25 protein-coding genes are annotated in these 20,322 nt (G+C 64.6%); 13 read left to right on the top strand and 12 right to left on the bottom strand.

Translation table 11 applies throughout. The annotated features are described in order from the left end of the window. Positions 1-12: 12 nt before the first annotated feature. The 6 genes from DF286_RS06920 (at position 13) to DF286_RS06895 (ending at position 5,987) form a co-directional block, all read left to right on the top strand. Positions 13-1,920: a ribonucleoside-diphosphate reductase subunit alpha gene (locus tag DF286_RS06920; protein ID WP_109270764.1), complete on the top strand. Its 1,908-nt coding sequence runs from the start codon at positions 13-15 to the stop codon at positions 1,918-1,920. Between the two features lie 59 nt (positions 1,921-1,979). Beyond that, positions 1,980-2,369, top strand: coding sequence for a hypothetical protein (locus DF286_RS06915; protein ID WP_243444751.1), 390 nt, complete (start codon positions 1,980-1,982; stop codon positions 2,367-2,369). 98 nt (positions 2,370-2,467) lie between these two features. After that, the gene (locus tag DF286_RS06910; RefSeq protein ID WP_109270763.1) at positions 2,468-3,520 is read left to right on the top strand and encodes a ribonucleotide-diphosphate reductase subunit beta; all 1,053 of its coding nucleotides are present in this window, start codon (positions 2,468-2,470) and stop codon (positions 3,518-3,520) included. A 125-nt stretch (positions 3,521-3,645) separates the two neighbouring features. Next, complete coding sequence (locus tag DF286_RS06905) at positions 3,646-4,062, top strand: Panacea domain-containing protein (RefSeq protein WP_109270762.1); 417 nt, start codon at positions 3,646-3,648, stop codon at positions 4,060-4,062. Beyond that, a complete protein-coding gene (locus tag DF286_RS06900; RefSeq protein ID WP_109270761.1) occupies positions 4,059-4,841 on the top strand; it encodes a hypothetical protein in 783 nt (260 codons plus the stop codon). Before DF286_RS06905 ends, DF286_RS06900 begins: the two co-directional genes overlap by 4 nt. Positions 4,842-4,859: 18 nt before the next feature. Beyond that, positions 4,860-5,987, top strand: coding sequence for a DUF4917 family protein (locus tag DF286_RS06895; RefSeq protein ID WP_207790008.1), 1,128 nt, complete (start codon positions 4,860-4,862; stop codon positions 5,985-5,987). Positions 5,988-6,114: 127 nt separating this feature from the next. Here DF286_RS06895 and DF286_RS06890 read toward each other — a convergent pair whose 3' ends face one another. Then, entirely contained in the window at positions 6,115-6,657 is a 543-nt protein-coding gene (locus DF286_RS06890) for a hypothetical protein (RefSeq protein ID WP_109270760.1), read from the bottom strand. 266 nt (positions 6,658-6,923) lie between these two features. On the opposite strand from DF286_RS06890, the gene DF286_RS06885 reads away from it, so the two are divergent. After that, positions 6,924-7,694, top strand: coding sequence for a hypothetical protein (locus DF286_RS06885; RefSeq protein ID WP_146193579.1), 771 nt, complete (start codon positions 6,924-6,926; stop codon positions 7,692-7,694). 64 nt (positions 7,695-7,758) lie between these two features. Here the strand turns inward: DF286_RS06885 and DF286_RS06880 are convergent, their stop codons facing one another. Then, positions 7,759-8,280 carry a thermonuclease family protein gene (locus tag DF286_RS06880; protein ID WP_170303943.1) on the bottom strand — a complete coding sequence of 174 codons (522 nt, stop codon included), beginning with the start codon at positions 8,278-8,280 and terminating at the stop codon, positions 7,759-7,761. 338 nt (positions 8,281-8,618) lie between these two features. On the opposite strand from DF286_RS06880, the gene DF286_RS06875 reads away from it, so the two are divergent. Continuing rightward, the gene (locus DF286_RS06875) at positions 8,619-8,906 is read left to right on the top strand and encodes a hypothetical protein (RefSeq protein WP_109270758.1); all 288 of its coding nucleotides are present in this window, start codon (positions 8,619-8,621) and stop codon (positions 8,904-8,906) included. Positions 8,907-8,969: 63 nt separating this feature from the next. Here DF286_RS06875 and DF286_RS06870 read toward each other — a convergent pair whose 3' ends face one another. Continuing rightward, complete coding sequence (locus tag DF286_RS06870; protein ID WP_243444750.1) at positions 8,970-9,296, bottom strand: DUF167 domain-containing protein; 327 nt, start codon at positions 9,294-9,296, stop codon at positions 8,970-8,972. Between the two features lie 58 nt (positions 9,297-9,354). Here DF286_RS06870 and DF286_RS06865 point away from each other — a divergent pair, with 58 nt between their 5' ends. Together DF286_RS06865 and DF286_RS06860 are read left to right on the top strand one after the other, a co-directional pair. Further along, positions 9,355-9,726: a glycine zipper 2TM domain-containing protein gene (locus DF286_RS06865; protein ID WP_109270756.1), complete on the top strand. Its 372-nt coding sequence runs from the start codon at positions 9,355-9,357 to the stop codon at positions 9,724-9,726. A gap of 68 nt (positions 9,727-9,794) precedes the next feature. Then, on the top strand, positions 9,795-10,064 hold the full coding sequence (locus DF286_RS06860) for a KTSC domain-containing protein (protein WP_146193578.1): 270 nt from the start codon (positions 9,795-9,797) through the stop codon (positions 10,062-10,064). Positions 10,065-10,078: 14 nt separating this feature from the next. On the opposite strand, the gene DF286_RS06855 is transcribed toward DF286_RS06860, so the two are convergent. The 5 genes from DF286_RS06855 to DF286_RS06835 form a co-directional block, all read right to left on the bottom strand. Beyond that, positions 10,079-10,312, bottom strand: a complete 234-nt coding sequence (locus DF286_RS06855; protein ID WP_109270755.1) for a hypothetical protein — start codon at positions 10,310-10,312, stop codon at positions 10,079-10,081. Between the two features lie 164 nt (positions 10,313-10,476). After that, positions 10,477-10,851 carry an STAS/SEC14 domain-containing protein gene (locus DF286_RS06850; protein WP_109270754.1) on the bottom strand — a complete coding sequence of 125 codons (375 nt, stop codon included), beginning with the start codon at positions 10,849-10,851 and terminating at the stop codon, positions 10,477-10,479. A 71-nt stretch (positions 10,852-10,922) separates the two neighbouring features. Beyond that, a complete protein-coding gene (locus tag DF286_RS06845; RefSeq protein ID WP_109270753.1) occupies positions 10,923-11,129 on the bottom strand; it encodes a hypervirulence associated TUDOR domain-containing protein in 207 nt (68 codons plus the stop codon). Between the two features lie 11 nt (positions 11,130-11,140). Then, a complete protein-coding gene (locus DF286_RS06840; protein ID WP_109270752.1) occupies positions 11,141-11,494 on the bottom strand; it encodes a DUF3140 domain-containing protein in 354 nt (117 codons plus the stop codon). Positions 11,495-11,518: 24 nt separating this feature from the next. Further along, positions 11,519-12,046: a pyridoxamine 5'-phosphate oxidase family protein gene (locus DF286_RS06835; protein ID WP_109270751.1), complete on the bottom strand. Its 528-nt coding sequence runs from the start codon at positions 12,044-12,046 to the stop codon at positions 11,519-11,521. A gap of 257 nt (positions 12,047-12,303) precedes the next feature. On the opposite strand from DF286_RS06835, the gene DF286_RS06830 reads away from it, so the two are divergent. Then, positions 12,304-13,290, top strand: a complete 987-nt coding sequence (locus tag DF286_RS06830) for a hypothetical protein (protein ID WP_109270750.1) — start codon at positions 12,304-12,306, stop codon at positions 13,288-13,290. 275 nt (positions 13,291-13,565) lie between these two features. Here the strand turns inward: DF286_RS06830 and DF286_RS06825 are convergent, their stop codons facing one another. Both DF286_RS06825 and lepA read right to left on the bottom strand, forming a co-directional pair. Next, on the bottom strand, positions 13,566-13,847 hold the full coding sequence (locus tag DF286_RS06825) for a hypothetical protein (RefSeq protein WP_109270749.1): 282 nt from the start codon (positions 13,845-13,847) through the stop codon (positions 13,566-13,568). A gap of 267 nt (positions 13,848-14,114) precedes the next feature. Continuing rightward, positions 14,115-15,932, bottom strand: coding sequence for a translation elongation factor 4 (gene lepA / locus DF286_RS06820; protein ID WP_109270748.1), 1,818 nt, complete (start codon positions 15,930-15,932; stop codon positions 14,115-14,117). A 223-nt stretch (positions 15,933-16,155) separates the two neighbouring features. Here lepA and DF286_RS06815 point away from each other — a divergent pair, with 223 nt between their 5' ends. Beyond that, positions 16,156-17,592: a PAS domain S-box protein gene (locus DF286_RS06815; RefSeq protein WP_207790007.1), complete on the top strand. Its 1,437-nt coding sequence runs from the start codon at positions 16,156-16,158 to the stop codon at positions 17,590-17,592. A 22-nt stretch (positions 17,593-17,614) separates the two neighbouring features. Here the strand turns inward: DF286_RS06815 and DF286_RS06810 are convergent, their stop codons facing one another. Continuing rightward, positions 17,615-18,241, bottom strand: a complete 627-nt coding sequence (locus DF286_RS06810) for a D-Ala-D-Ala carboxypeptidase family metallohydrolase (RefSeq protein WP_158274637.1) — start codon at positions 18,239-18,241, stop codon at positions 17,615-17,617. A gap of 192 nt (positions 18,242-18,433) precedes the next feature. Between DF286_RS06810 and DF286_RS06805 the strand changes: the two genes are divergently transcribed. Further along, positions 18,434-19,417, top strand: a complete 984-nt coding sequence (locus DF286_RS06805) for a YncE family protein (RefSeq protein ID WP_109270746.1) — start codon at positions 18,434-18,436, stop codon at positions 19,415-19,417. Here the strand turns inward: DF286_RS06805 and DF286_RS06800 are convergent. Then, on the bottom strand, positions 19,414-20,316 hold the full coding sequence (locus DF286_RS06800) for a hypothetical protein (protein WP_109270745.1): 903 nt from the start codon (positions 20,314-20,316) through the stop codon (positions 19,414-19,416). The genes DF286_RS06805 and DF286_RS06800 overlap by 4 nt on opposite strands. Positions 20,317-20,322 lie beyond the last annotated feature (6 nt).

Below are 20,322 nucleotides of genomic sequence, written 5' to 3'. Positions count from 1 at the left end.
GAGGATAATGAAATGGATCTTTCAGGCGGCAGCGAAGTGGGAACGAACGACATGGCGACAACCCTCGATGCGGCGCCCAAGGCCAAGGCTTCCAAGAAGGCGACGGAGGACTCCAAGAGCGTGAAGCCGCTTCCCTATCCGGTCGAGGTCGATCACGGTCGCGACGAGCTTTTGACCGAGTTCGGCAAGGAGACGCTGCGCGACCGCTATCTGCTGCCGGGCGAATCCTATCAGGACCTGTTCGTCCGAGTCGCCTCGGCCTATGCCGACGATGCCGAGCATGCCCAGCGGCTCTACGACTATATCTCGAAGCTCTGGTTCATGCCGGCGACGCCGGTTCTGTCGAACGGCGGCACCGGCCGCGGCCTTCCCATCTCCTGTTATCTGAACTCCGTCTCCGACAGCCTGGAGGGCATTGTCGGCACGTGGAACGAGAATGTCTGGCTGGCCTCGCGCGGCGGCGGCATCGGCACCTATTGGGGCGCGGTGCGCGGCATCGGCGAGCCGGTGGGCCTCAACGGCAAGACCAGCGGCATCATCCCCTTCGTCCGCGTCATGGATTCGCTGACCCTCGCCATCAGCCAGGGTTCGCTGCGCCGCGGTTCGGCCGCCTGCTATCTCGACATCTCGCACCCGGAGATCGAGGAGTTCCTCGAAATCCGTAAGCCCAGCGGCGACTTCAACCGCAAGGCTTTGAACCTCCACCACGGCGTCCTCATCACCGACGCCTTCATGGAGGCGGTGCGCGACGGCGCCGAATGGGAGCTGAAATCGCCCAAGGACGACAGCGTCCGCGGCTCGGTCGACGCCCGCGCCCTCTTCCAGAAGCTGGTCGAGACCCGCCTCGCGACCGGCGAGCCCTACATCATCTTCATCGACCAGGTGAACCGGTCGATGCCGAAGCATCACCGCGACCTCGGCCTCAAGGTCTCGACCTCGAACCTCTGCTCCGAGATCACCCTGCCCACCGGCAAGGACCATCTCGGCGCCGACCGCACGGCGGTCTGTTGCCTCTCCAGCCTCAATCTCGAAACCTGGGACGAGTGGAACGGCGACAAGCGCTTCATCGAGGACGTGATGCGCTTCCTCGACAATGTGCTCACCGACTATATCGAGCGCGCGCCGGACGAGATGGCCCGCGCCAAATATTCGGCCTCGCGCGAGCGTTCGGTCGGCCTTGGCGTCATGGGCTTCCACTCCTTCCTCCAGGCCCGCGGCCTCGCTTTCGAGGGCGCCATGGCGAAGAGCTGGAACCTCAAGATCTTCAAGCACATCAGCGCCCAGGTGAACGAGGCGTCGATGATGCTCGCCAACGAGCGCGGCCCCTGCCCCGACGCCGCCGACCAGGGCGTGATGGAGCGCTTCAGCTGCAAGATGGCGATCGCGCCGACCGCGTCGATCAGCATCATCTGCGGCGGCACTTCGGCCTGCATCGAGCCGATCCCGGCCAACATCTACACCCACAAGACGCTCAGCGGCTCCTTCATCGTCAAGAACCCGCATTTGGAGAAGCTCCTCCGCGAGAAGTCCAAGGACAGCACCGCGGTGTGGAACTCGATCCTGGAGAAGGGCGGCTCCGTCCAGCATCTCGATTTCCTCTCGAGCGAGGAGAAGGACACCTTCAAGACCAGCTTCGAGATCGACCAGCGCTGGCTCCTGGAACTCGCCGCCGACCGCACCCCCTTCATCGACCAGGCGCAGTCGCTCAATCTCTTCATCCCGGCCGACGTCGACAAATGGGACCTCTTGATGCTCCACTTCCGCGCCTGGGAGCTCGGCATCAAGTCGCTCTATTATCTGCGCTCGAAGTCGGTCCAACGCGCCGGCTTCGCGGGCGGGGTCGAGGCCGACAACACGCCCGACCTGAAGCAGATCGAGCTACAGTCGACGGACTATGACGAATGCCTGGCGTGCCAGTGAACCACCCCTGTTCCCCGGCGAAATTGGGAGGTGCGGATGTCTCCCAGACATCCGCAGCCATGTCCGGGGGACATGGCGACCTCCTCAATGGGGCCCAGCGGCAGGCTGTGGCGGACCCGGGCGCGTCCGGCTGGGCCACGGCATCCGCCGGGGAACGGTTACACCGCCTCGCCCCGATCGCCGCCCTCACCCTCCTCGCCGCCTGCGCGACCCAGGCCTCGGCGGGGGTGGAGGCGGAGGCGCCCGGCTTCCTCCTCGGCGTCTGGCACGGCTTCATCTTCCCGGTGGCGTGGCTGCTGTCGCTCTTCATGCCGGACGTCGCCGTCTACGCAGTGCCGAACAATGGCGGCTGGTATGATTTTGGCTATTTCATCGGAATCGTCTTTTTGGGCGTCGGCGCGCGGAAGAGCCGCGTCGTCTACCGCAGCCGCATCGTGAGAGTGCGGTGAGTATCCCCCGTCCCGTCGCGCCGGCGGCAGGGACGCAAGAACAGCTTCAATGCCAGCCTCGGCTGGCCTGACGAATTTAGAACGCAAGGAGTTCGAACATGCCCCTTCTCGAAGCCCGCAAGCAGTACAAGCCCTTCGAATATCCCTGGGCGTTCGATTTCTGGAAGCGCCAGCAGCAGATCCACTGGATGCCGGAGGAAGTGCCCTTGGGCGAGGATTGCCGCGATTGGGCGCAGAAGCTCACCGATCATGAGCGCAACCTCCTCACCCAGATCTTCCGCTTCTTCACCCAGGCCGACGTCGAGGTGCAGGATTGCTACCACGACAAATATGGCCGCGTGTTCAAGCCGACCGAGATCAAGATGATGCTGACCGCCTTCTCCAACATGGAGACGGTCCACATCGCCGCCTACTCTCACCTGCTCGACACCATCGGCATGCCCGAGAGCGAGTACGGCATGTTCCTCGAATATGAGGAGATGAAGGCCAAGCACGACTATCTGCAGGAATTCGGCGTCGACAGCGACGAGGACATCGCCCGCACGCTGGCGATGTTCGGCGGCTTCACCGAGGGGCTTCAGCTCTTCGCCAGCTTCGCCATGCTGATGAACTTCCCGCGCTTCAACAAGATGAAGGGCATGGGCCAGATCATCTCCTGGTCGATCCGCGACGAGAGCCTCCACTGCGAGGGCATCACCCGCCTGTTCCACGCCTTCTGCGCCGAGCGCGGCTGCCTCACCAAGGCGGTCAAGGAAGACATTATGGACATGTGCCAGAAGACCGTTCGGCTCGAGGACGCGTTCATCGACCTCGCCTTCGAGCAGGGCCCCGTCCCCGGCATGACCGCCAAGGAGATCAAGCGCTACATCCGCTACATCGCCGACTGGCGTCTCGGCCAGCTCGGCCTGCCGGCGATCTACATGGTCGACGACCACCCGCTCCCCTGGCTCGCCCCGCTGATCAACGGCGTCGAGCACGCCAACTTCTTCGAAACCCGCGCGACCGAATACTCGAAGGCCGCGACCCGCGGGAACTGGAACGAGGTCTGGGAGAATTTCGACCGCCGCAAGAAGGCCAAGGCCAACGACACCGTCGAGGAAGGCGCAGCCGGCGACGACATGTTCACGCGGGCGGGCGTGGCGGCGGAATGAGGTATGCGAGAGCGCCAGAACGGAAGTAGAACAATTGAATGGATGATTGAGCCGTGTATGACGTGAGATCAATCGCCAATTGGGTGCTAGATCGAGCCGATGCTCAAGAGCGACCCCTATCGAACATGGCACTCAACAAGATCATATACTTCATTGTCGAGAAAGCACTTATAGAACGGGGTGAACTGCTAACCGCTGCCAAAATAGAAGCATGGGAACACGGGCCGGTATTTCGAGAGATTTATCACTCCTTCAAATGTCACGGTGACGGCCCGATCACATCTAGGGCGCATAAATTTGACAGTGCAACACGATCCATGGTCGAAGCGAAAGAACTTTTCGGACACGATGACGAGGAGCTTTTTGACGAAGCTTTAGATTCGTACCTTCATTTGACGGCCTCTCAACTGAGAGCGCTATCTCATCAGTCAGGTAGCCCGTGGCACAGAGTGTGGTGGCATGAGGGGCGATTTAATCCAGGCATGGAGATTTCGATAGAGACCATTCACGAGAGTTTTTCGCAGGAGGCGAAGCAATCATGAGTGACTTGGAAGAGATACTGCAGAAGCTGAAGCAACCTCCCTCAGTTCCCAATTGGACGCGCTACATCCATGATACGCAGGCAAAAACGACGACCGCCGTCGCAAAGTTCGCGCTAGGGTTTCCGAAGAGCGCCCTCTTCCAAGTTTACCGGATCATCGGTGACATGGTCAGCTTCGGGATTACAGAAGAAGAGGCGCTTAAGGCTGTAGCTCTGATCAAGAATCCTCTTGTGAGCAAGCTAGGGCGGGAAATTGTGCTCGCTTTCAGCGCCTATAACAAAGAGGAGAGCCTCGAAGGCATTCAGGTTTTCCAAGAATTGGTGGGCTACTTTCGCGTGTCGCGTGACGTCGTTGTTCCCGTCAAGCCGACGTTCGTAATTCTAGAACACGGACGGCCTACTCCCGTTTTCGTTATTGGTTGGACCACCAATCCTTTCACACGCCTTCAGAAGCGCCTTCTAACGACCGCCATCGATGACGCCATTCTATCGTTCGGCGATTTCGCAGGGTCCCATGCAAAGATCATTTGCGCGCCTCGCATATCAAAGGTGCATCGGGTAATCTGCTCTTGGTCGACGGCAGATTACCCGAGGTTAGACAGCGTCGAGTTGGCTCAGCAGCTTGAGTTCTATTCTCAGGCGCTAGTCGAGGCTGTCCCGCTGATAACTGAGGAGTTGAATCGGCGGGCGGCGCTTGCGGCCAGGAAATCCGCGCAGGAAAGTGTTGGTCCGATTAGTGATCCCACGAAGCCCGCAGAACAAGACGATTTGTTTAGATGAGAGTGAAGCTCTTTATCTTTGGCTGGCGGAGTTCAAACGATAGTTGATGTAATTTCGTTTGAAGATGCTCTTGGTAAAACCAATGGCGAGCGCCGACATCTTCTGCTCGGTAATGGCTTTAGTATCGCCCTCTTTCCTGAGCGCTTCACATATAGGAGCTTGCTCGAAGAAGCTAAGGAGGAAGGTTTTTTCGAAGCGTATCCGGAGCTTCAAAAGGCCTTCGAAATACTGAAAACCACGGATTTCGAAGTGGTCCTTCAGGCTTTGTCGAGAATGCGTCGGCTTCTCCATCTTTACGTCGATAGCCCTGATCCTGTCGCGAAAATAGCTGATCATGTGGAGCATCTCAAAGAGGGATTGGTCGGGGCCATCGCTGGAAAGCACCCGGCACGCCTCGGCGAGATCAGTGAACGACAGTTTACGGCCGCGCGAACTTTCCTCGCCAAATTCGCAGCCCGAAGTCTTAAGAATAGAGGGTGCATCTATACATTAAACTATGATCTGCTCTTGTATTGGACTCTGATGCACGACCCTCGGCCTGTATGGGATGGCACAAAGCTAATCCCACCGGAGGATGCACTATACCTCGCCAGCGACGATGGCTTTCGAGCACCCGATGACGACTACGATGCTCCCTACGTGGCCTGGGACGTGGACGGAGGATCAAACACACAAAACGTCCACTTTCTGCACGGCGGGCTCCATCTGTATGATGCGGGGAGCGAACTCCAAAAAATCTGCTGGGAAAGGTCAGGGGGAATTCCTCTGATGGACCAAATACGCGATGCCTTGGATCAAGATCGTTATCCTCTCTTTGTGTCTGAGGGGAACGCGGATTCGAAGCAAGCGCGGATCCTTCACAGCGGATATCTTACCCGGTCCTTCAAGAGCTTCGCAGCAATCTGCCAAAAGCGTACGACGAATCTTTTTGTATATGGGCATTCATTGGCTGAGAGCGACAATCACATTTTAAGACTCATCGAAGAGGGGTGCTGCCCGGCTCTCTTCGTCAGCCTTTATGGCGATCCCGCCAACTCCGATAACATGGCAATGGTCCAACGTGCCGAAGCGTTGGCTGGCGCGCGTGCGAAATATAAGCTGGACGTGTTCTTCTTCGATGCTGAATCCGCTCACGTTTGGGGTTAGCCACCGCCATGCCGAGTGGTGCGCTTTCGCGATTGCCAGCCCATGGCCGAAGCGCCCCGAGGTGGAGGCTACGAAGAAAAGGCGCGGAGTGCCAAACTCCGCGCCTGCTATTTCGGCGATCGACCTATCAGATCGTCGTGCGGCTGACCGACGGCGCGGGAGCCACGTCGGCCGCCTCGCCGCAATCGCCCGACATGCGGGTGGCGACATGCGGCTCGGCCTCTCCCGCGGCCCGCACCATCTGGACGGTGCGGGTGCAGCCGCCCTGGGTGACGCTGCGCGAGACGAAGCTGTAGCCGCCGCCCGGCACGCCGCCGTCGCTGGCGAGCCTCAGGCCCGGCGCGCCGTCGAGCGGCATCGCCGGCGCCGCCGCCATCAGCCGCATCATCGCCGCCATGCGCTGGTTCATCTCGGCCGCGATCCGACGAAAGGTGGCGAACGGCGCCATTTCGGCGCGATAGGCGCTCACCGGCACGAACCGCACCGGCGCCGGCGCCTCGGCGATCACCAGGCGCGGCGGCGTCTCGCCTCGATAATGGATATGGACCGAGCCGTCCGGCAGGGCGACGTTCAGCACGTTGACGGGGTTGGCGCCGGGCGCCGCCGCCGCGGCCCCGGCCAGCGCCAGTGAAGCCAGGCCGGCCAGAACGACCTTTCGCTTGAATGCCATCTGTCTCCTCCACTCTGAGTTACCAAAAGGGGGCAGGAGAGGCCGGAGAGATCCCCTCCGCCAGGCACGCCCGCAAAGGGCGCGACCCCACAAAATTATGCAACCCCGCCCGAGGATCAACCCGCTTGGGGCCGACTGTCTCACTAGAACGGGCCTTCCGCCGCGCCGCCTCGCCTGCGCCGCCGGTCCGGAGAAACTATTTTCCTACAGCTTACCAAATAGGATAACTGCTCTGCTCCTTTTTGCGACTCATGGGAGCGATGATCATGAAGCGTCACACGGCGAGGGATTGGAGCCTTGAGGAGTTCGACGCCTGGGCCGCGGCGTGCGACCGGGAGGAGGCCGTCGCCCGGGCGGCCGACGAGGAGGGCGGGCCGCGCCTCTCGCTCGTGCCCGCGGCCGAGCGTGAGGAGGTCTGGCCCGCCGACCTGCTGCCGCCCGCCGAAACGGGGTCCGTGGCGGAGCATCGTGCCGATGGCGAAGCGGCGCCAATGGCCGGCGACGCAGAATCCCTTCGTCCGGCTGCGGAGTCAGCGAGCGAGTCCGCAGCGGAGCCGCCGGTAGCGGCCACGCCGTTCGACGGCGTTCCCCTCGAGGACAGCCGCAAGCGCCTCGCCGGCTGGAGCGCCGAGCGGCAGCGCCTGTTCCTCGTCAATCTCGCCGAGACCGGCTCGGTCCATCTCGCCAGCGCCACGGCGCGGTTGACGGCGCGGTCGGCCTACCGGCTTCGCGCCCGCTCGCCGGCCTTCGCCTCGGCCTGGGACACCGCGCAGCAGCTGGCCGTCGGGCGGCTCTCCGCGCTCGCCTTCGATCGCGCGATCAACGGCCGCACCGAGCAGGTCTGGCATTGCGGGGAGCTGGTCGCGGAAAAGCGCGCGCCGAGCGACAAGCTGCTGATGTGGTTGCTCGCCCGGCTCGATCCCCGCCGCTTCGCCGCGCCGTGGGAGCTGCGCAAGGACGATGCCGCCGATCCCCAGGCCGAAGCGCGGGAGAGCTTCCCGGCGCTGCTCGAAGGGCTGACCGATCTCCCGTCCTAGTGACGCCATGGCCACTGCGAACATTGGTGACCATTCGCGGGCCTGGCGACCCGCGCGGGCGCTCCTAGCACCAGGGCTCCCGCCGCCCCGACCAGGTCCGCGCCAGCCCTTCGGCGACGAGCTGGTCACCGAGGCTCTGGCCATGCCGGGTGACGACGCGGAGCTTGCGGCCGTAGCGGTCCTCGTCGCGGCCGGGGATCCGCTCCAGCTCGAAGGGGCCGGCGACGAGCAGCGCCTCCATCCGCCGCGTCGCCCGCACCGCGAGATCGCGCTCATAGGCGCAGCGCCCCCTCACCTCCGGCGTGTCGATGTCGGCGATCCGGATCTTGTCGCTGCCATGCCAGAAAGTGTCGCCGTCGACGATCCGCACCGCCGCCGGCGCGGCGCGGCCTCTGCCTTGCCCCGCCGATGCTCCGGGGGACGCGCCTTCCTGCGCCTCCAATATGGTGCGGGACCGTCGCGATTCCGCATAGGGATCGGCGTTCGGCCTTTCGATGGCGGGCGGAACGACCGGCGGCGCCTCCGTCCCCGGCAGCCGCATCGCCTGATAGGCGAGAAGGCCGAGGATCAGGCCGATCCAAACCATGATGCGCAGATCCCGCGCCGACACGAGCTTGCGCGCGCGATAAGGCTGCCCGCTCGCCGGGGCTCTCCAACGCGAGCGATGGAAGGAAGAGCGCCGCGGCGGCCGCTTCCGCTTCGGGTTGAATAAGTTCAGGTCGCCCATGGCCCGCCCTTTTGAGGCGGTGCCCTGACCAGCGCGTTAACGGCTCCGCGCCTGCCGGCGCGGAAGGCCTTTCCCGTTCAGCTTTCCCGAACGGTGGATGAACATCGCGTAGCCCGCCGGTTCAGGAAAGGAGGCGTAACGAGATGGCTCCGACATTGTGCGCCCGTCGATCGCGGGCGCGAAGAAGGAGAGAGTATATGCGTATCCTTGTTCTGGCCGCCACCGCCGCCGCGGCCGTCACCGCCCTCCCCGCGACCGCGGCCAACGCCCATGGCTGGGGCGACCACCGCCACTATCAGCGCGAGATCCGCCAGGTGCAGCGCGAATGCGCGCGCGAGCTGCGCCGGGCCGACAGCCGCCGCGAATACCGCCGCGAGCGCCGCGAATGCCGCCGCGAGCTGCGCGAGGTCCGCCGCGACTTCCGCCGCGACGCTCGCGAGGATCGGCGCGACTGGTATCGCTGGGACCGCCGCCGCGGCTGGTGACCAAATTTGGGGCGACGGCCACCCGCCGCGGCCACGCCGTCGCCCCGGTCCTATCCGCGCCGACTAGAGCGGCGCGTCGATCTTGAGCAGCTTGTCCCGGCTCGTCTCGCCGCGGACCAGCTCGACCGCCGATTTCGGAATCCCGAGCGCCTTGGCGACGAGGGCGATCACCGCCTTGTTGGCCTTGCCCTTGTCCGGCGGGGCGGTGACATAGACGCGCACCGCGCCGCCCTCGACGACGATGCGCTCCGCCGAGGCCTTGGGCGTGACCCGCACCGCCAGCGTTCCCGTCGGCGACACCGCCGCTCTCACCGCTTCATCCATGCCGCCGCCATAGGGCAGGCCGCCGCCTCCGCGCCAGCAGCGGGCGGCAGCTAATGCCCGGTTCATGCAACCTCGCGCAAAGAGATATCGTTATGGAGCCGACATCATCTCCGGGAGTAATGCCATGAACCGCCTCATCCTCGCCGCCGCCGCGCTCGCCGTCGCCACGCCGGTCGCTCCGGTCTTCGCCGATCCGCCGCCTTGGGCGCCCGCCCACGGCCGCCGCGCCAAGGACCGGGCCTATGACGATTATGGCCGCTATTACGAGCCGCGCCGCCTGAGCCGCGGCGACCGCATCTGGCGCGGGCGCGACGGCCGCTATCATTGCCGCCGCGACAACGGCACCACCGGCCTCATCGTCGGCGGCGCCGTCGGCGCGCTGCTCGGCCGCGAGCTCGACGGCGGCCGCGAGCGCACCGTCGGCACCCTGCTCGGCGGCGCGGCCGGCGCCCTCATCGGCCGCGAGATCGACCGCGGCGGCCTGCGCTGCCGCTGACCCCCTGAACCCGCCCCTTCTCCCCGAGCGTTGAGACGGAGAAGGGGCCGGCTTCGGAGGGGCTCGTCGTGCCGATCGAGGACATGCCGCCGGAGGTCGAGTTCCCGGACTCGACGGCCGTGGCGCGCGCCGCGTACCGGCCCGGCGACTGCGTCCTCGACCTGTGGTGGCGCCAGGACGACGGGGATCGGACCGGCCGCCGCTACCGCTATTTCGACGTGCCCAAAGCGAAATATTGCGAGCTGCTCGCCGTCCACCGCGCCGGCGGCTCCGTGGGCGAGTTCTGCAATCGCGAGATCAAGTCCCACTTCGACTATGCGCCCGCCGAGGAGGACTGACGGCCGCCGCGGTCCTAGCCGGCGCCGATCGCCATCAGGATAAGGCCGAGGACGATGAGGCCGATGCCGGGAAGGTCGGGCTTGAAGCTCAGCCGATCGCCCTGCCCGGTCGGCTCGAGCGTGTCGCGGGGCTGGTGGGTGACCGGCGTCTCCGCCTCGCTCATCCGGCCGCCGCGCCGGGCGTTGCGCACCGTCGCCAGCACGACCCCCGCGACCACCAGCAGCGCCCCGATCCCGATCAGCAGCATATCGCGCCTCCGCGGACTGCGTGTGTGGCCAGGAATGCGCCTTCCCCGCCCGCCTGGCAAGAGCGCGCGGCCGGGCCAACGGTGACGGCGGCGTGCGGCAGAGCTTCGCTAGGCCGATCGAGGCCGTGTAGGAAAATGGTTTTTTGAGGTGGGCCTAGGCGAGGTCAGGCGTCGGGGGCGAACAGCCAGCGCTCGGCGCTCGCCACGTCCTCGAAACATTGCGCGTCGCGGCCCGACAGCGCCCGCATCAGCTGGCTCTTGGCGAGGGTCGGCCCGGCGACGAAGGCGAGCCGGCGCGAGCGATATTCCGGCGCCGCCAGCATGGCCTGGAAGGCAGCGACGACCTCCTGGTGCTGAATCTTCATGCCGCGCACGTCGTTCAAGGTGAGGTGCTGGTTGGGCAGGCAGCGCAGTTCGGCATGGGCCTTCGCCCGATCGGCGAGGAAGGCCTCGATGTCGGCCAGGGAGAAGAGACCGCTCATGGTGATCCGAACCAGCGAGCGCGGGCGGTCGATCTCGAATGTGTAGTGCGCGTCCATGGGGACGAGCGTAGCGGCGAAGGGGCTACCAGATTGCTAACGGACCGGCGATCTCCGCGGAGCCGCCGCGATCATTTCTTCGTCAGCGCCTCGGGCTTGTGGGCGGCGCGCTTGCCCTGGTCGGTCTCGACGATGAACTGAGGATCGTCCCTCGACGCCGCGACCTTGTGGCCCTTGATGCGGGTTTCGGAGGTTTGCTTGCGCACCACCGTGCCGTGCGTCTTGCCCTGGCTGGTCTGCCACTCCACCTTGTCGCCCTTGCGGAACTCCTTGGTCATGGCCTGGTCTCCTACTTTCCTCGCAGAGGATCATGCCCCCAGTTCATCAGCGAGTAGCGCCATCGGGAGTGCCGTTTGTCGCCCGCCGGACCGCCCTGCGCCTCGTGGCGACGGACATAGCCGACGACCTTGCGCATATGCGCGTAATCCTCGTCGGTGAGCTCGGCCGTCTTCTTGCGCTTGATCTCGACGATCCGCCGTCCCGACTGATGACCCACGGACTCCTGCTCGCCCTTCCGGGTCCATCCCACCGACTGGCTTTCTTCCGTATCGAGCCACTTCACCAGCTCGGCCGGCGTCATGTTCACGACCGTGTCGAACTCGCGCCGGATCTCGTCCCAGCCGAGGCTGCTGCCGGGTGCCATGGTCGCGGCCCTCCAGCCGTTCCCTCAGACCCGCGCGTCCATATCGACCTTCTCATTGTCGCCCAGGTCCGGCCGCGCGTCGGAGACGGCGGCGGCGGCCATCTTGATGTAGCTGCGCACCATCCCCGGGCTGTCCCAATATTGCGCGTCGTGGGGCGTGACCTTGAGGACGCGGATCGAGGGATCCTCGGGCGAATCCCACCAGGCCTTGGCCGGGGTGGAGAAAAGCTTCCTGATCTTCTCCCGATCGTTCGACACCGCCGCCCGGCCGGTCAGCGAGACATAGCTCTGCTTCGACGTATCGGCGAAGGCGAGATTGACCTGAGGCCGCGCCGCGATGTCCTCGTCCTTCGCACTGTCGGCATCGGTCAGGAAGTAGATGGTGTTCTCCTCCCGGCAAACATGCGCCGCCATCGGCCGCGAGCGGATTAGGAGGTCGTTCGTCCCGGCCGCCGACGCGCGCCCCTCCGGCACATCGAGGCTGGAGAGCATGCAAAAGCCGATCTTCTCCATCAACTCCCAAACCCGCGCTTCGCCCTGGCTGTCGGTCATTGCTCCTGCTCCTTCGTGCTGAGGTCGAAGGAGAAAAGCGATAGCCGCAAGAGTCAGTTCCGCGTCCAACGGACGCCGCCTCGTTGACGAGGCGATGGGTGAAAGCGAATGCCCGAGAATATCTGGAAACCAACAGCGCGAACCGAGCCAAAAGGCTGAAGAGGCTTGGTCCTGTGATTTGAGCATTGTTTCGTCGGAATTCCATTGTAGCCTTTTGAGTAGCTGACGTCAGTCGGCGAGTAACAGGGGGGAAATGCATGGTCGACGAAGAGAACGATGTGGCGCTTAGCGCCCGGGCAAGGGCTGGAAGCCTATTGAACAAGCTGGAGCGGATTTACCTCGGCGTCATCAGAGCAATCGCGCTGGTGGCAGCCACGCTTCTCGTTGTTTATGCAGCGTGGCTGGCAATCAGCGGCGTCTACAAGGCCTCGCTGGATGTGGAGACCGTCAAGGAGGTTCCCGCATCGGTGTCGCCCGAAGAGGTCACCAAAATCGATACGACACGCCCGGCCAATTCAGACGCAGCCGAGAACTCCGATCCGTTTGCGGACGAAAAGCGCTATTATGCGGACTTCACCAAACGCTATTTGGCACTGTTTAGTTCGAAGTTCGAGGCTTTCAAGCGGCCTGAAGACAAGCGCCTAGATGCAGAAGCGTTCGACGCACGCTATGTCAACAGCTCGGAAAGGTTAGAAAGCATTCGCGATGGGAGCCTTGATTACGCAGTGGACAAGGCAGACCTAGAATCTTGGCTCGACACGCTGACAACTGTTGCTTCGAGCAAATCGACTGTCGATCGCCTGAAGGCATATCAGTCCGCAAAAATGACGAAGGTTTCTCGGACGATCAAAGGGACTCGCGAACAACGCTACTGCAGCTACTACGCGTATTACTTCGACGAGTGCCTTACATATGACACCCGTACTGTTCCGTTCACCCGCACGGTCGATGAGACAAAACTTCCCGACGGCGTGATGAGCCATACCGACCTACTAGGCGCCTATCAGGACCGCTATTTCGATCTTCTTCTTGAAAGAAGACGTGCAAATGCCGGCAGCGCTAACATGCAGCGGGCCGAAATTGCCGCCGATAATCAGGACGGTTCGACTCGGTTGTGGATGGCAGTCCGAGTGGTCGGAGTATTCGTCGTCCTGATGTTCCTGTTCCTGCTGATCGCACTGGAACGACATCAACGCAGAATCTCCGCCTCGCTGCGCGCGGATTCAGCCGAGACAGCAGCATAGGCTGGCGTCGGTAGGAGCGACTCCCCTCCCGCGTGCGGGAGGGGAGGAAAAGCCGTCACCCTCTAACGCCAGTACGGGTGCTGTGATGTTAGGCGTGCGTCAGCACTTATGGTGGACGCCTCGTTATCTGCTGTCACAAGAAAACGCCCGGGGCGTGCCGAATTTCTCTCGCGATGACGTTGCCTCCGGTCGCCCAGACGGGAAACTTGAAGTGACCGAAGTTAACTCCGTCAACGGTCGCGGGTTGTGCCCCTTCGGCGAATAGTCCGTCAGGCTCAGCGTCCGATGCTCAGATCTTCGACGAAGGTGCCGTGGCGGGCGGCGAGGACTAATTCGAGCTTATCGGCGGTGCGCAACTCCATGTCGCGCGAGTCGGAGGTCAGGCGTTCAGTCGCCCTTGTCGCTTCATTTCTTGGTTTCTTGGTCTTGGCGTGCTGCTTTACGTCCTGTGACAGGGACTCGGAAACATCGTCGCTCTCGCCGAAGGTGCCGTCCTCATTGCGCCGCTGATAGCGTTTGTCGCCCTTGTGCGGCTCGATCAGTTCCCGCTCGCTCATGATCTATCTCCGTTGTGGACATATCAGGAACGATGAGGGGTCGCTTGGGTTCCGCGGGCGCGGGAGGCGAGGTTAGTGGAAGTAAGTGAGGAGGTAGCGTCGCGGCAAAGCCGCGCCGTCGGTCGGGCTCGGCTGGTTCAGGCCAGCCGCCCCGCCGGCCGGAGTGCGCCGTCTCTCGCGCCTGCTTAGGCGGCGGTTCCCGCCGGCTGCGCTGGCGCGGTGCGGCATGAGCGTTCGTTGCTCAGTGCCCCGCACTGAGCCTCACGCTCATTCTTCGCCCATCCGCAGCGCCGCAATAAACGCCTCCTGCGGAATGCTCACTGAGCCATATTCCCGCATCCGCGCCTTGCCGGCCTTCTGCTTCTCCAGCAGCTTCTTCTTTCGCGAGATGTCGCCGCCGTAGCATTTCGCCGTCACGTCCTTCCTCAGCGCGGCGATGGTCTCGCGGGCGATGACCTTGCCGCCGATCGCGGCCTGGATGGGGATCTTGAAGAGGTGGCGGGGGATGAGGTCCTTGAGGCGCTCGCACATGTGGCGGCCGCGCGCTTCGGCCTGGCTGCGGTGGACGATCATCGAGAGGGCGTCGACCGGCTCGGCGTTCACCAGGATGTTCATCTTGACGAGATCGCCCTCGCGGTGCCCGATCTGGTGATAGTCGAAGCTGGCATAGCCGCGGCTGATGCTCTTCAGGCGATCGTAGAAGTCGAACACCACCTCGTTCAGCGGCAGCTCGTAGGTGAGCTGGGCGCGGCCGGCGACGTAGGTCAGATTCTTCTGGATGCCGCGGCGGTCCTGGCAGAGCTTCAATATGGGGCCGAGATATTCGTCGGGGACGTAAATGGTCGCCTCGATCCACGGCTCCTCGATGCTGTCGATCCGGTTGGGATCGGGCATGTCGGCCGGGTTGTGGAGCTCGATCGTCTTGGCCGCCTCCTCCTTCGATTTGGAGAGGTGGATATTGTAGACGACGCTCGGCGCGGTGGTGATGAGATCGAGATCATATTCGCGGGTCAGGCGCTCCTGGATGATCTCGAGGTGGAGGAGGCCCAAAAAGCCGCAGCGGAAGCCGAAGCCCAGCGCGGCCGAGGTCTCCATCTCGAAGCTGAAGCTCGCATCGTTGAGACGGAGCTTGGAGATCGATTCGCGCAATTTCTCGAAATCGGCGGCGTCGACCGGAAAGAGGCCGCAGAAGACGACCGGCTGGACTTCCTTGAAGCCCGGCAGCGGGGCGGCGGTGGGACGCTTGGCATCGGTGATGGTGTCGCCGACGCGGGTCTCGGAAATGTCCTTGATCTGCGCGGTGATGAAGCCGATCTCGCCCGGGCCGAGCTCCGGCAGCTGCTCGATCTTCGGGCGCATGCAGCCGACGCGGTCGACCAGATGGGTGGTGCCGCCGGCCATGAACTTGACGCTCTGGCCCTTGCGGATGGTGCCGTCGATGACGCGGATGAGGATGACGACGCCGAGATAGGGGTCGTACCAGGAGTCGACGAGCATCGCCTTCAAGGGCGCGTCGCGATCGCCCTTGGGCGGGGGGATGCGGGTGACGATGGCTTCCAGCACCTCTTCGATGCCGATGCCGGACTTGGCGCTGGTCAGCACCGCGTCGTCGGCGGGGAGGCCGACAATGTCCTCGATCTCCTTCTTCACCTGCTCGGGCTCGGCGGCGGGAAGGTCGATCTTGTTGATGACGGGCACGATCTCATGGTCGTGCTCGATCGACTGGTAGACGTTGGCGAGAGTCTGCGCCTCGACCCCCTGGGCGGCGTCGACGACGAGCAAAGCGCCCTCGCAGGCGGCGAGGCTGCGGGATACTTCATAGGCGAAGTCGACATGGCCCGGCGTGTCCATGAGGTTGAGGACATAGGTCTCGCCGTCCTTGGCCTTGTAGTCGAGGCGGACGGTCTGCGCCTTGATGGTGATACCGCGCTCCTGCTCGATCTCCATATTGTCGAGCACCTGCTCGCGCATCTCGCGGTCGGTGAGGCCGCCGGTCACCTGGATGAGGCGATCGGCCAGCGTCGACTTGCCATGATCGATATGGGCGATGATCGAGAAATTGCGGATGCGGGAAAGGTCGGTCATTGCGCGCTTTTCTGAGGAGTAAGCGCGGCCCCTAGCAGAGGCGGTGGGGGAGGCAAAGGGCGGCGAGCCGGCGCGCTCCCCGGCCCCTGGCGATCGGCGGCCTCCGCCGCGGCGCCCGCGCATTCTCCTAGGCAAAACATGCGTTTGCCTTTATGGCCGTGTTTCAGCGGACCTTCTCAGGGGGCGGTCGTTCTGCTGCGGCAGACTTGTAGCGGAGAGCGACTTGACCCAATTGACCGACGTTCCACGACGCGACCAACGCGACTCGCCCCTGAGACAAGACCGCGGAGTCCAGCGGTCCGGCGAGGCCCTGGAAGACATCCTCGAGGCGCTGCCCGAAGCGATCTATCTGACCGACGGGGACGGGCGAATCACCTATTACAACGAAGCCGCGGCGGAGCTGTGGGGGGTGCGGCCGGTGCTCGGCCACAGCGAATTTTGCGGATCCTGGAAGCTCTACTGGCCCGATGGCACGCCGCTGCCGCACGCCGACTGCCCAATGGCGATGGCGCTGAAGGAAAGGCGGCCGATACGCGGCGTCGAAGCGATCGCGGAACGGCCCGACGGCACGCGCATCCCCTTCCTGGCCTGCGCGACGCCGCTGTTCGACGCGGGCGGCGCATTGACCGGCGCCGTCAACATGCTCGTCGACCTGTCGGAACGAGCGGTCGCCGACGAAACGGCCGAGCGCCTGGCCGCCATCGTCGAAAGCTCGGACGACGCCATCCTGGCCAAGGACCTCAGCGGCACCATCGTCACCTGGAACAAGGGCGCCGAACGCCTGTTCGGATATGCGCCCGAAGAAGCGATCGGCCAGCCGGTGACGATATTGATCCCGCTCGATCGCCAGGACGAGGAACCCCGGATCCTGGACCGGATCAAGAAGGGCGAGCGGACCGAACATTTTGAGACGATCCGGCGCCGCAAGGACGGCAGCCTGGTCGAGATTTCCCTGTCGGTCTCGCCGATCCGGAGCCGGGACGGCCGCATCATCGGCGCGTCGAAGATCGCCCGCGACATCACCGAGCGGCGCCTGGTGGAGCGGCAGCAGCGCCTGCTCCTGCGGGAGATGAACCACCGGGTGAAGAACCTGTTCACGCTCGCGAGCAGCGTCGTCACGCTCAGCGCGCGCTCGGCCGGGACGCCCGCCGAGCTGGCGACGGCGGTCTCCTCCCGCCTGGCGGCGCTGGCGCGGGCCCATGCGCTCACCATTCCGTCGATTCCGGAAGCGACCGGTGTGGCCGAGCAGTCGACGACGCTCCACACGCTGATCCGGACGATCGTCGCGCCTTTCGATCGCGACGAGCTCAGCCGGGCGCGGATCGAGGGTGCGGACGTCGCCGTCTCGGGCAATGCGGCGACCAGCCTCTCCCTGCTGCTGCACGAATTCGCCACCAACGCGGCCAAATATGGCGCTCTGTCCGTCCAGGAGGGCAGCATCGACATCATGTGCGAGGAGGCGGGAGAGCGGCTCGTCCTGACCTGGACCGAACGGGGCGGCCCGGCGATACGATCCGAACCCACCGTCGAGGGCTTCGGAACGCTTCTGTCCAAGGCGACGGCGCGCGGGCATCTCGGCGGCGATATCCAGCGCGAATGGCGGCCGGAGGGGCTTTTCCTGAAGCTCGAAGTGACACGCGGCCGGCTGTCCGAAGCGTAGCCACCAGTCACGCCGCCGCTGCCTAGGCGTAAATGCCCGTATTGCAGGGTGACGTCGCGCTGCTGCCGTTGCTGCCCCAGCGGCGGAAGCCCTTGGAGTCCACGTGAAACCGGACGCCGCTGTAGAAGCCGAGGCCGACGTCGAAGAGCCGGCCGCGATCATCGTGAACGCGGCAGAGATTTTCGATCATGGTCTCGCGGCCGACGGCCGCGACCGGCGTCAGGTCGAGCGCGAAGAAGTGGCGGTGCGCGCTGGCCGGGGCGCCTCCGGAGCAGCGATTGAGCTCGCCGTTGCGATAGCCGGAGACGGCCTCGACATCGCCGATCGCCGGCTCGACATGGGTGGAGACGAATTTGAGCGTGTCGGCGATATGGCTCCATTCGGCGACCGGGGCGACCTCGAAGCGGGGTCCCGAGCAGTCGCGCCAGCTGCTGGCGGTGCGCAGCAGCTGCCAGGTGGGAATGACGTCGCCGACGCCGTCCATGTCGAGGAACTGCTTGAACGACAGCACCTGGGCACGCGCGGCGGGCTCGCGGGCGAGCCAGGCATGATAGTCGGCGCGCGATTGGCCGTCGGGACCCTGGGCCAGGGCGGGGGACGCAAGGAGAGCCAGCAGCGCAAGCGCAGCGGAACGAAATAATTTAAGCATTTCATGCATATAGCAGACTTCGGACGACTTTTCCACCCCGCGCTTGTCATCGATCGTAAGCGCGGCAATCCGGTCTCGGGCGTGGATTGCCGCGTCGCTTCGCTCCTCGCTATGACATGCCCCCAGGCGGCCTCGGCGCTTTTCGGCGCTGGCCTGGCGCGGTAACATGGTCGGGACAGGAGGAGCGGCACGATGGGCCTGAAGCTGGTGATCGGGATGGCGGCGGCGATGCTGGCGGCCTGTGCGCCCGCCCAGGAGGCGGCGCCGGAGAAAGGGGCGGCCGGCACCTTGCTCGTCGGCAACAAGGGCGAGGATACGCTGAGCTTCATCGCTCTTGCGACCGGCGAGGAGCTGGGGCGGGCGAAGACCGGGCCGATGCCGCACGAGATCGCCATCTCGCCGGATGGCTCCCAGGCGGCCGTGGTCGCCTATGGCGGCAACAGCATCGACATTTTCGACGTGGCATCGCGGGCAAAGCTGCGCACCATCGATCTTGGCGAGAATGAGGGGCCGCATGGGCTCGTCTGGCTCGACGACGGACGGCTGGCGGTGACGACGGAGCGCAGCGGGACCCTGACCATCGTCGACACCGCCAAGGGCGATGCGGTGACGGCGATCCCGACGGGCCAGCGCGGCCATATGGTCGCCGTCTCGCCGGACAAGAGCCGCGCCTATACCGCGAATATCCCCGACGGGACGGTGAGCGTGATCGACCTCGCCGCCGGACGGAAGCTGCGCGACATCGAAGTAGGCGGTGAGCCGGAAGGCATAGCGTTGGCGAAGAATGGGCGCGAATTGTGGGTCGGCGACCTCAAGGGCGCGCGGGTGCAGGCGTTCGACACCGACAGCTTCGAGCGGCTGGCGGAGGTGAAGACCGGTCCGGTGCCGATCCGCGTGGCGGTAAGCCCGGACGGGCGCTGGGTCGTCACCTCTAATCTTGGCTCCGGCAGCCTCACCGTCATCGACGCGGCCACGCGGCAAAAGGTGCGCGATGTCCCGGTGAGCGGGACCGAGGAGGCGCAGCAGGTGACGATCCTGTTCTCGCGGGACGGTCGCCATCTCTATGCGGCGGAGACCGGGCGGAACCAGGTAGCGGAGCTGGACTTCGCGACGGGCAAGCTGCTGCGCCGCCTCGACGCCGGCGAGGATGGCGACGGCCTGGCGATCGCGCCCTAGTCGGCCTCTTCCGGCCCCAGCGCCTTTCCGATCAGCCGCGCCATGTTCGACTGCTGCTGCGAGGCAGCGACAGTATTGTTGGTCGCATAGAGCGCCTTCAAATAGGCGGCGTCCCACGTCGTGAGGCTGTCCGGATGCGGGCCGTCCTCGTTGAACAGCGCGAGGATGCTGGGGGCGCGGGCGTCGGCGGGTTCGGTCCTTGCCAGGGTGCGCATGGCGGCGTGATCGGCGATCTGGGTGAGCGTCAGCCCGTCCGTCGCCGCGAGGTCGAAGACGACGAAGGTGATCGACAGGTCGCGGCGGGTGCCCTTCTGGATCCGCGACGGTGTGACGCCGTCGAGCATCTGGCGCGGCGGGCTCATTGATCCGCCTACTTGAAACCGCACCCAGCGGGCGGGACGGCCGTCGGAGCCGCGAAGCTGAACCTGCCAGGCGCGAACCGGACCCTCGGCCTTCTGCACGTCCTTTATCTCGGAAAGCTCGAGGGCATGGAAAAGGGTCGGGCGATCGCGGCGGAACGCGTGGAAGAAATCGCGGCTGTCGTCCGCCACGATGACGACGAGGTTGGGATCGCAGCCGGCTTCGGCCAGCGGAACGCCGGCAGCGCTGGCGACCTCCCGGATGCGGGTGGCGACCACCTCGTTATAGTCTGCCGGCAGGCCGAAGCTCATGGGGCAGACCGGCACGCGGAAGGTCGCCATCTGGCCGTTGGCCTCTACCGTCACCGTTTCGATGAAGTCGTGGATCGCCTCCTCGCGGTCGCGCTGGCCGGTGACGACGATCTCATCATCGGCGGGGGACGCTGGCGGTTCTGCACACAGCGGGAAGGCTGGCGTCAAGGCCAGGGCGATGGCGGCGCATCGCGTGGCCAGCGTCGAACGGGTGGCTGGTCGCGTCACAAGCCC

It is taken from the genome of Sphingosinicella humi (assembly GCF_003129465.1).
Taxonomy (GTDB): domain Bacteria; phylum Pseudomonadota; class Alphaproteobacteria; order Sphingomonadales; family Sphingomonadaceae; genus Allosphingosinicella; species Allosphingosinicella humi.
The sequence above is the reverse complement of the archived record's forward strand: the minus strand, read 5'-3'. Positions and strand labels throughout refer to the sequence as shown.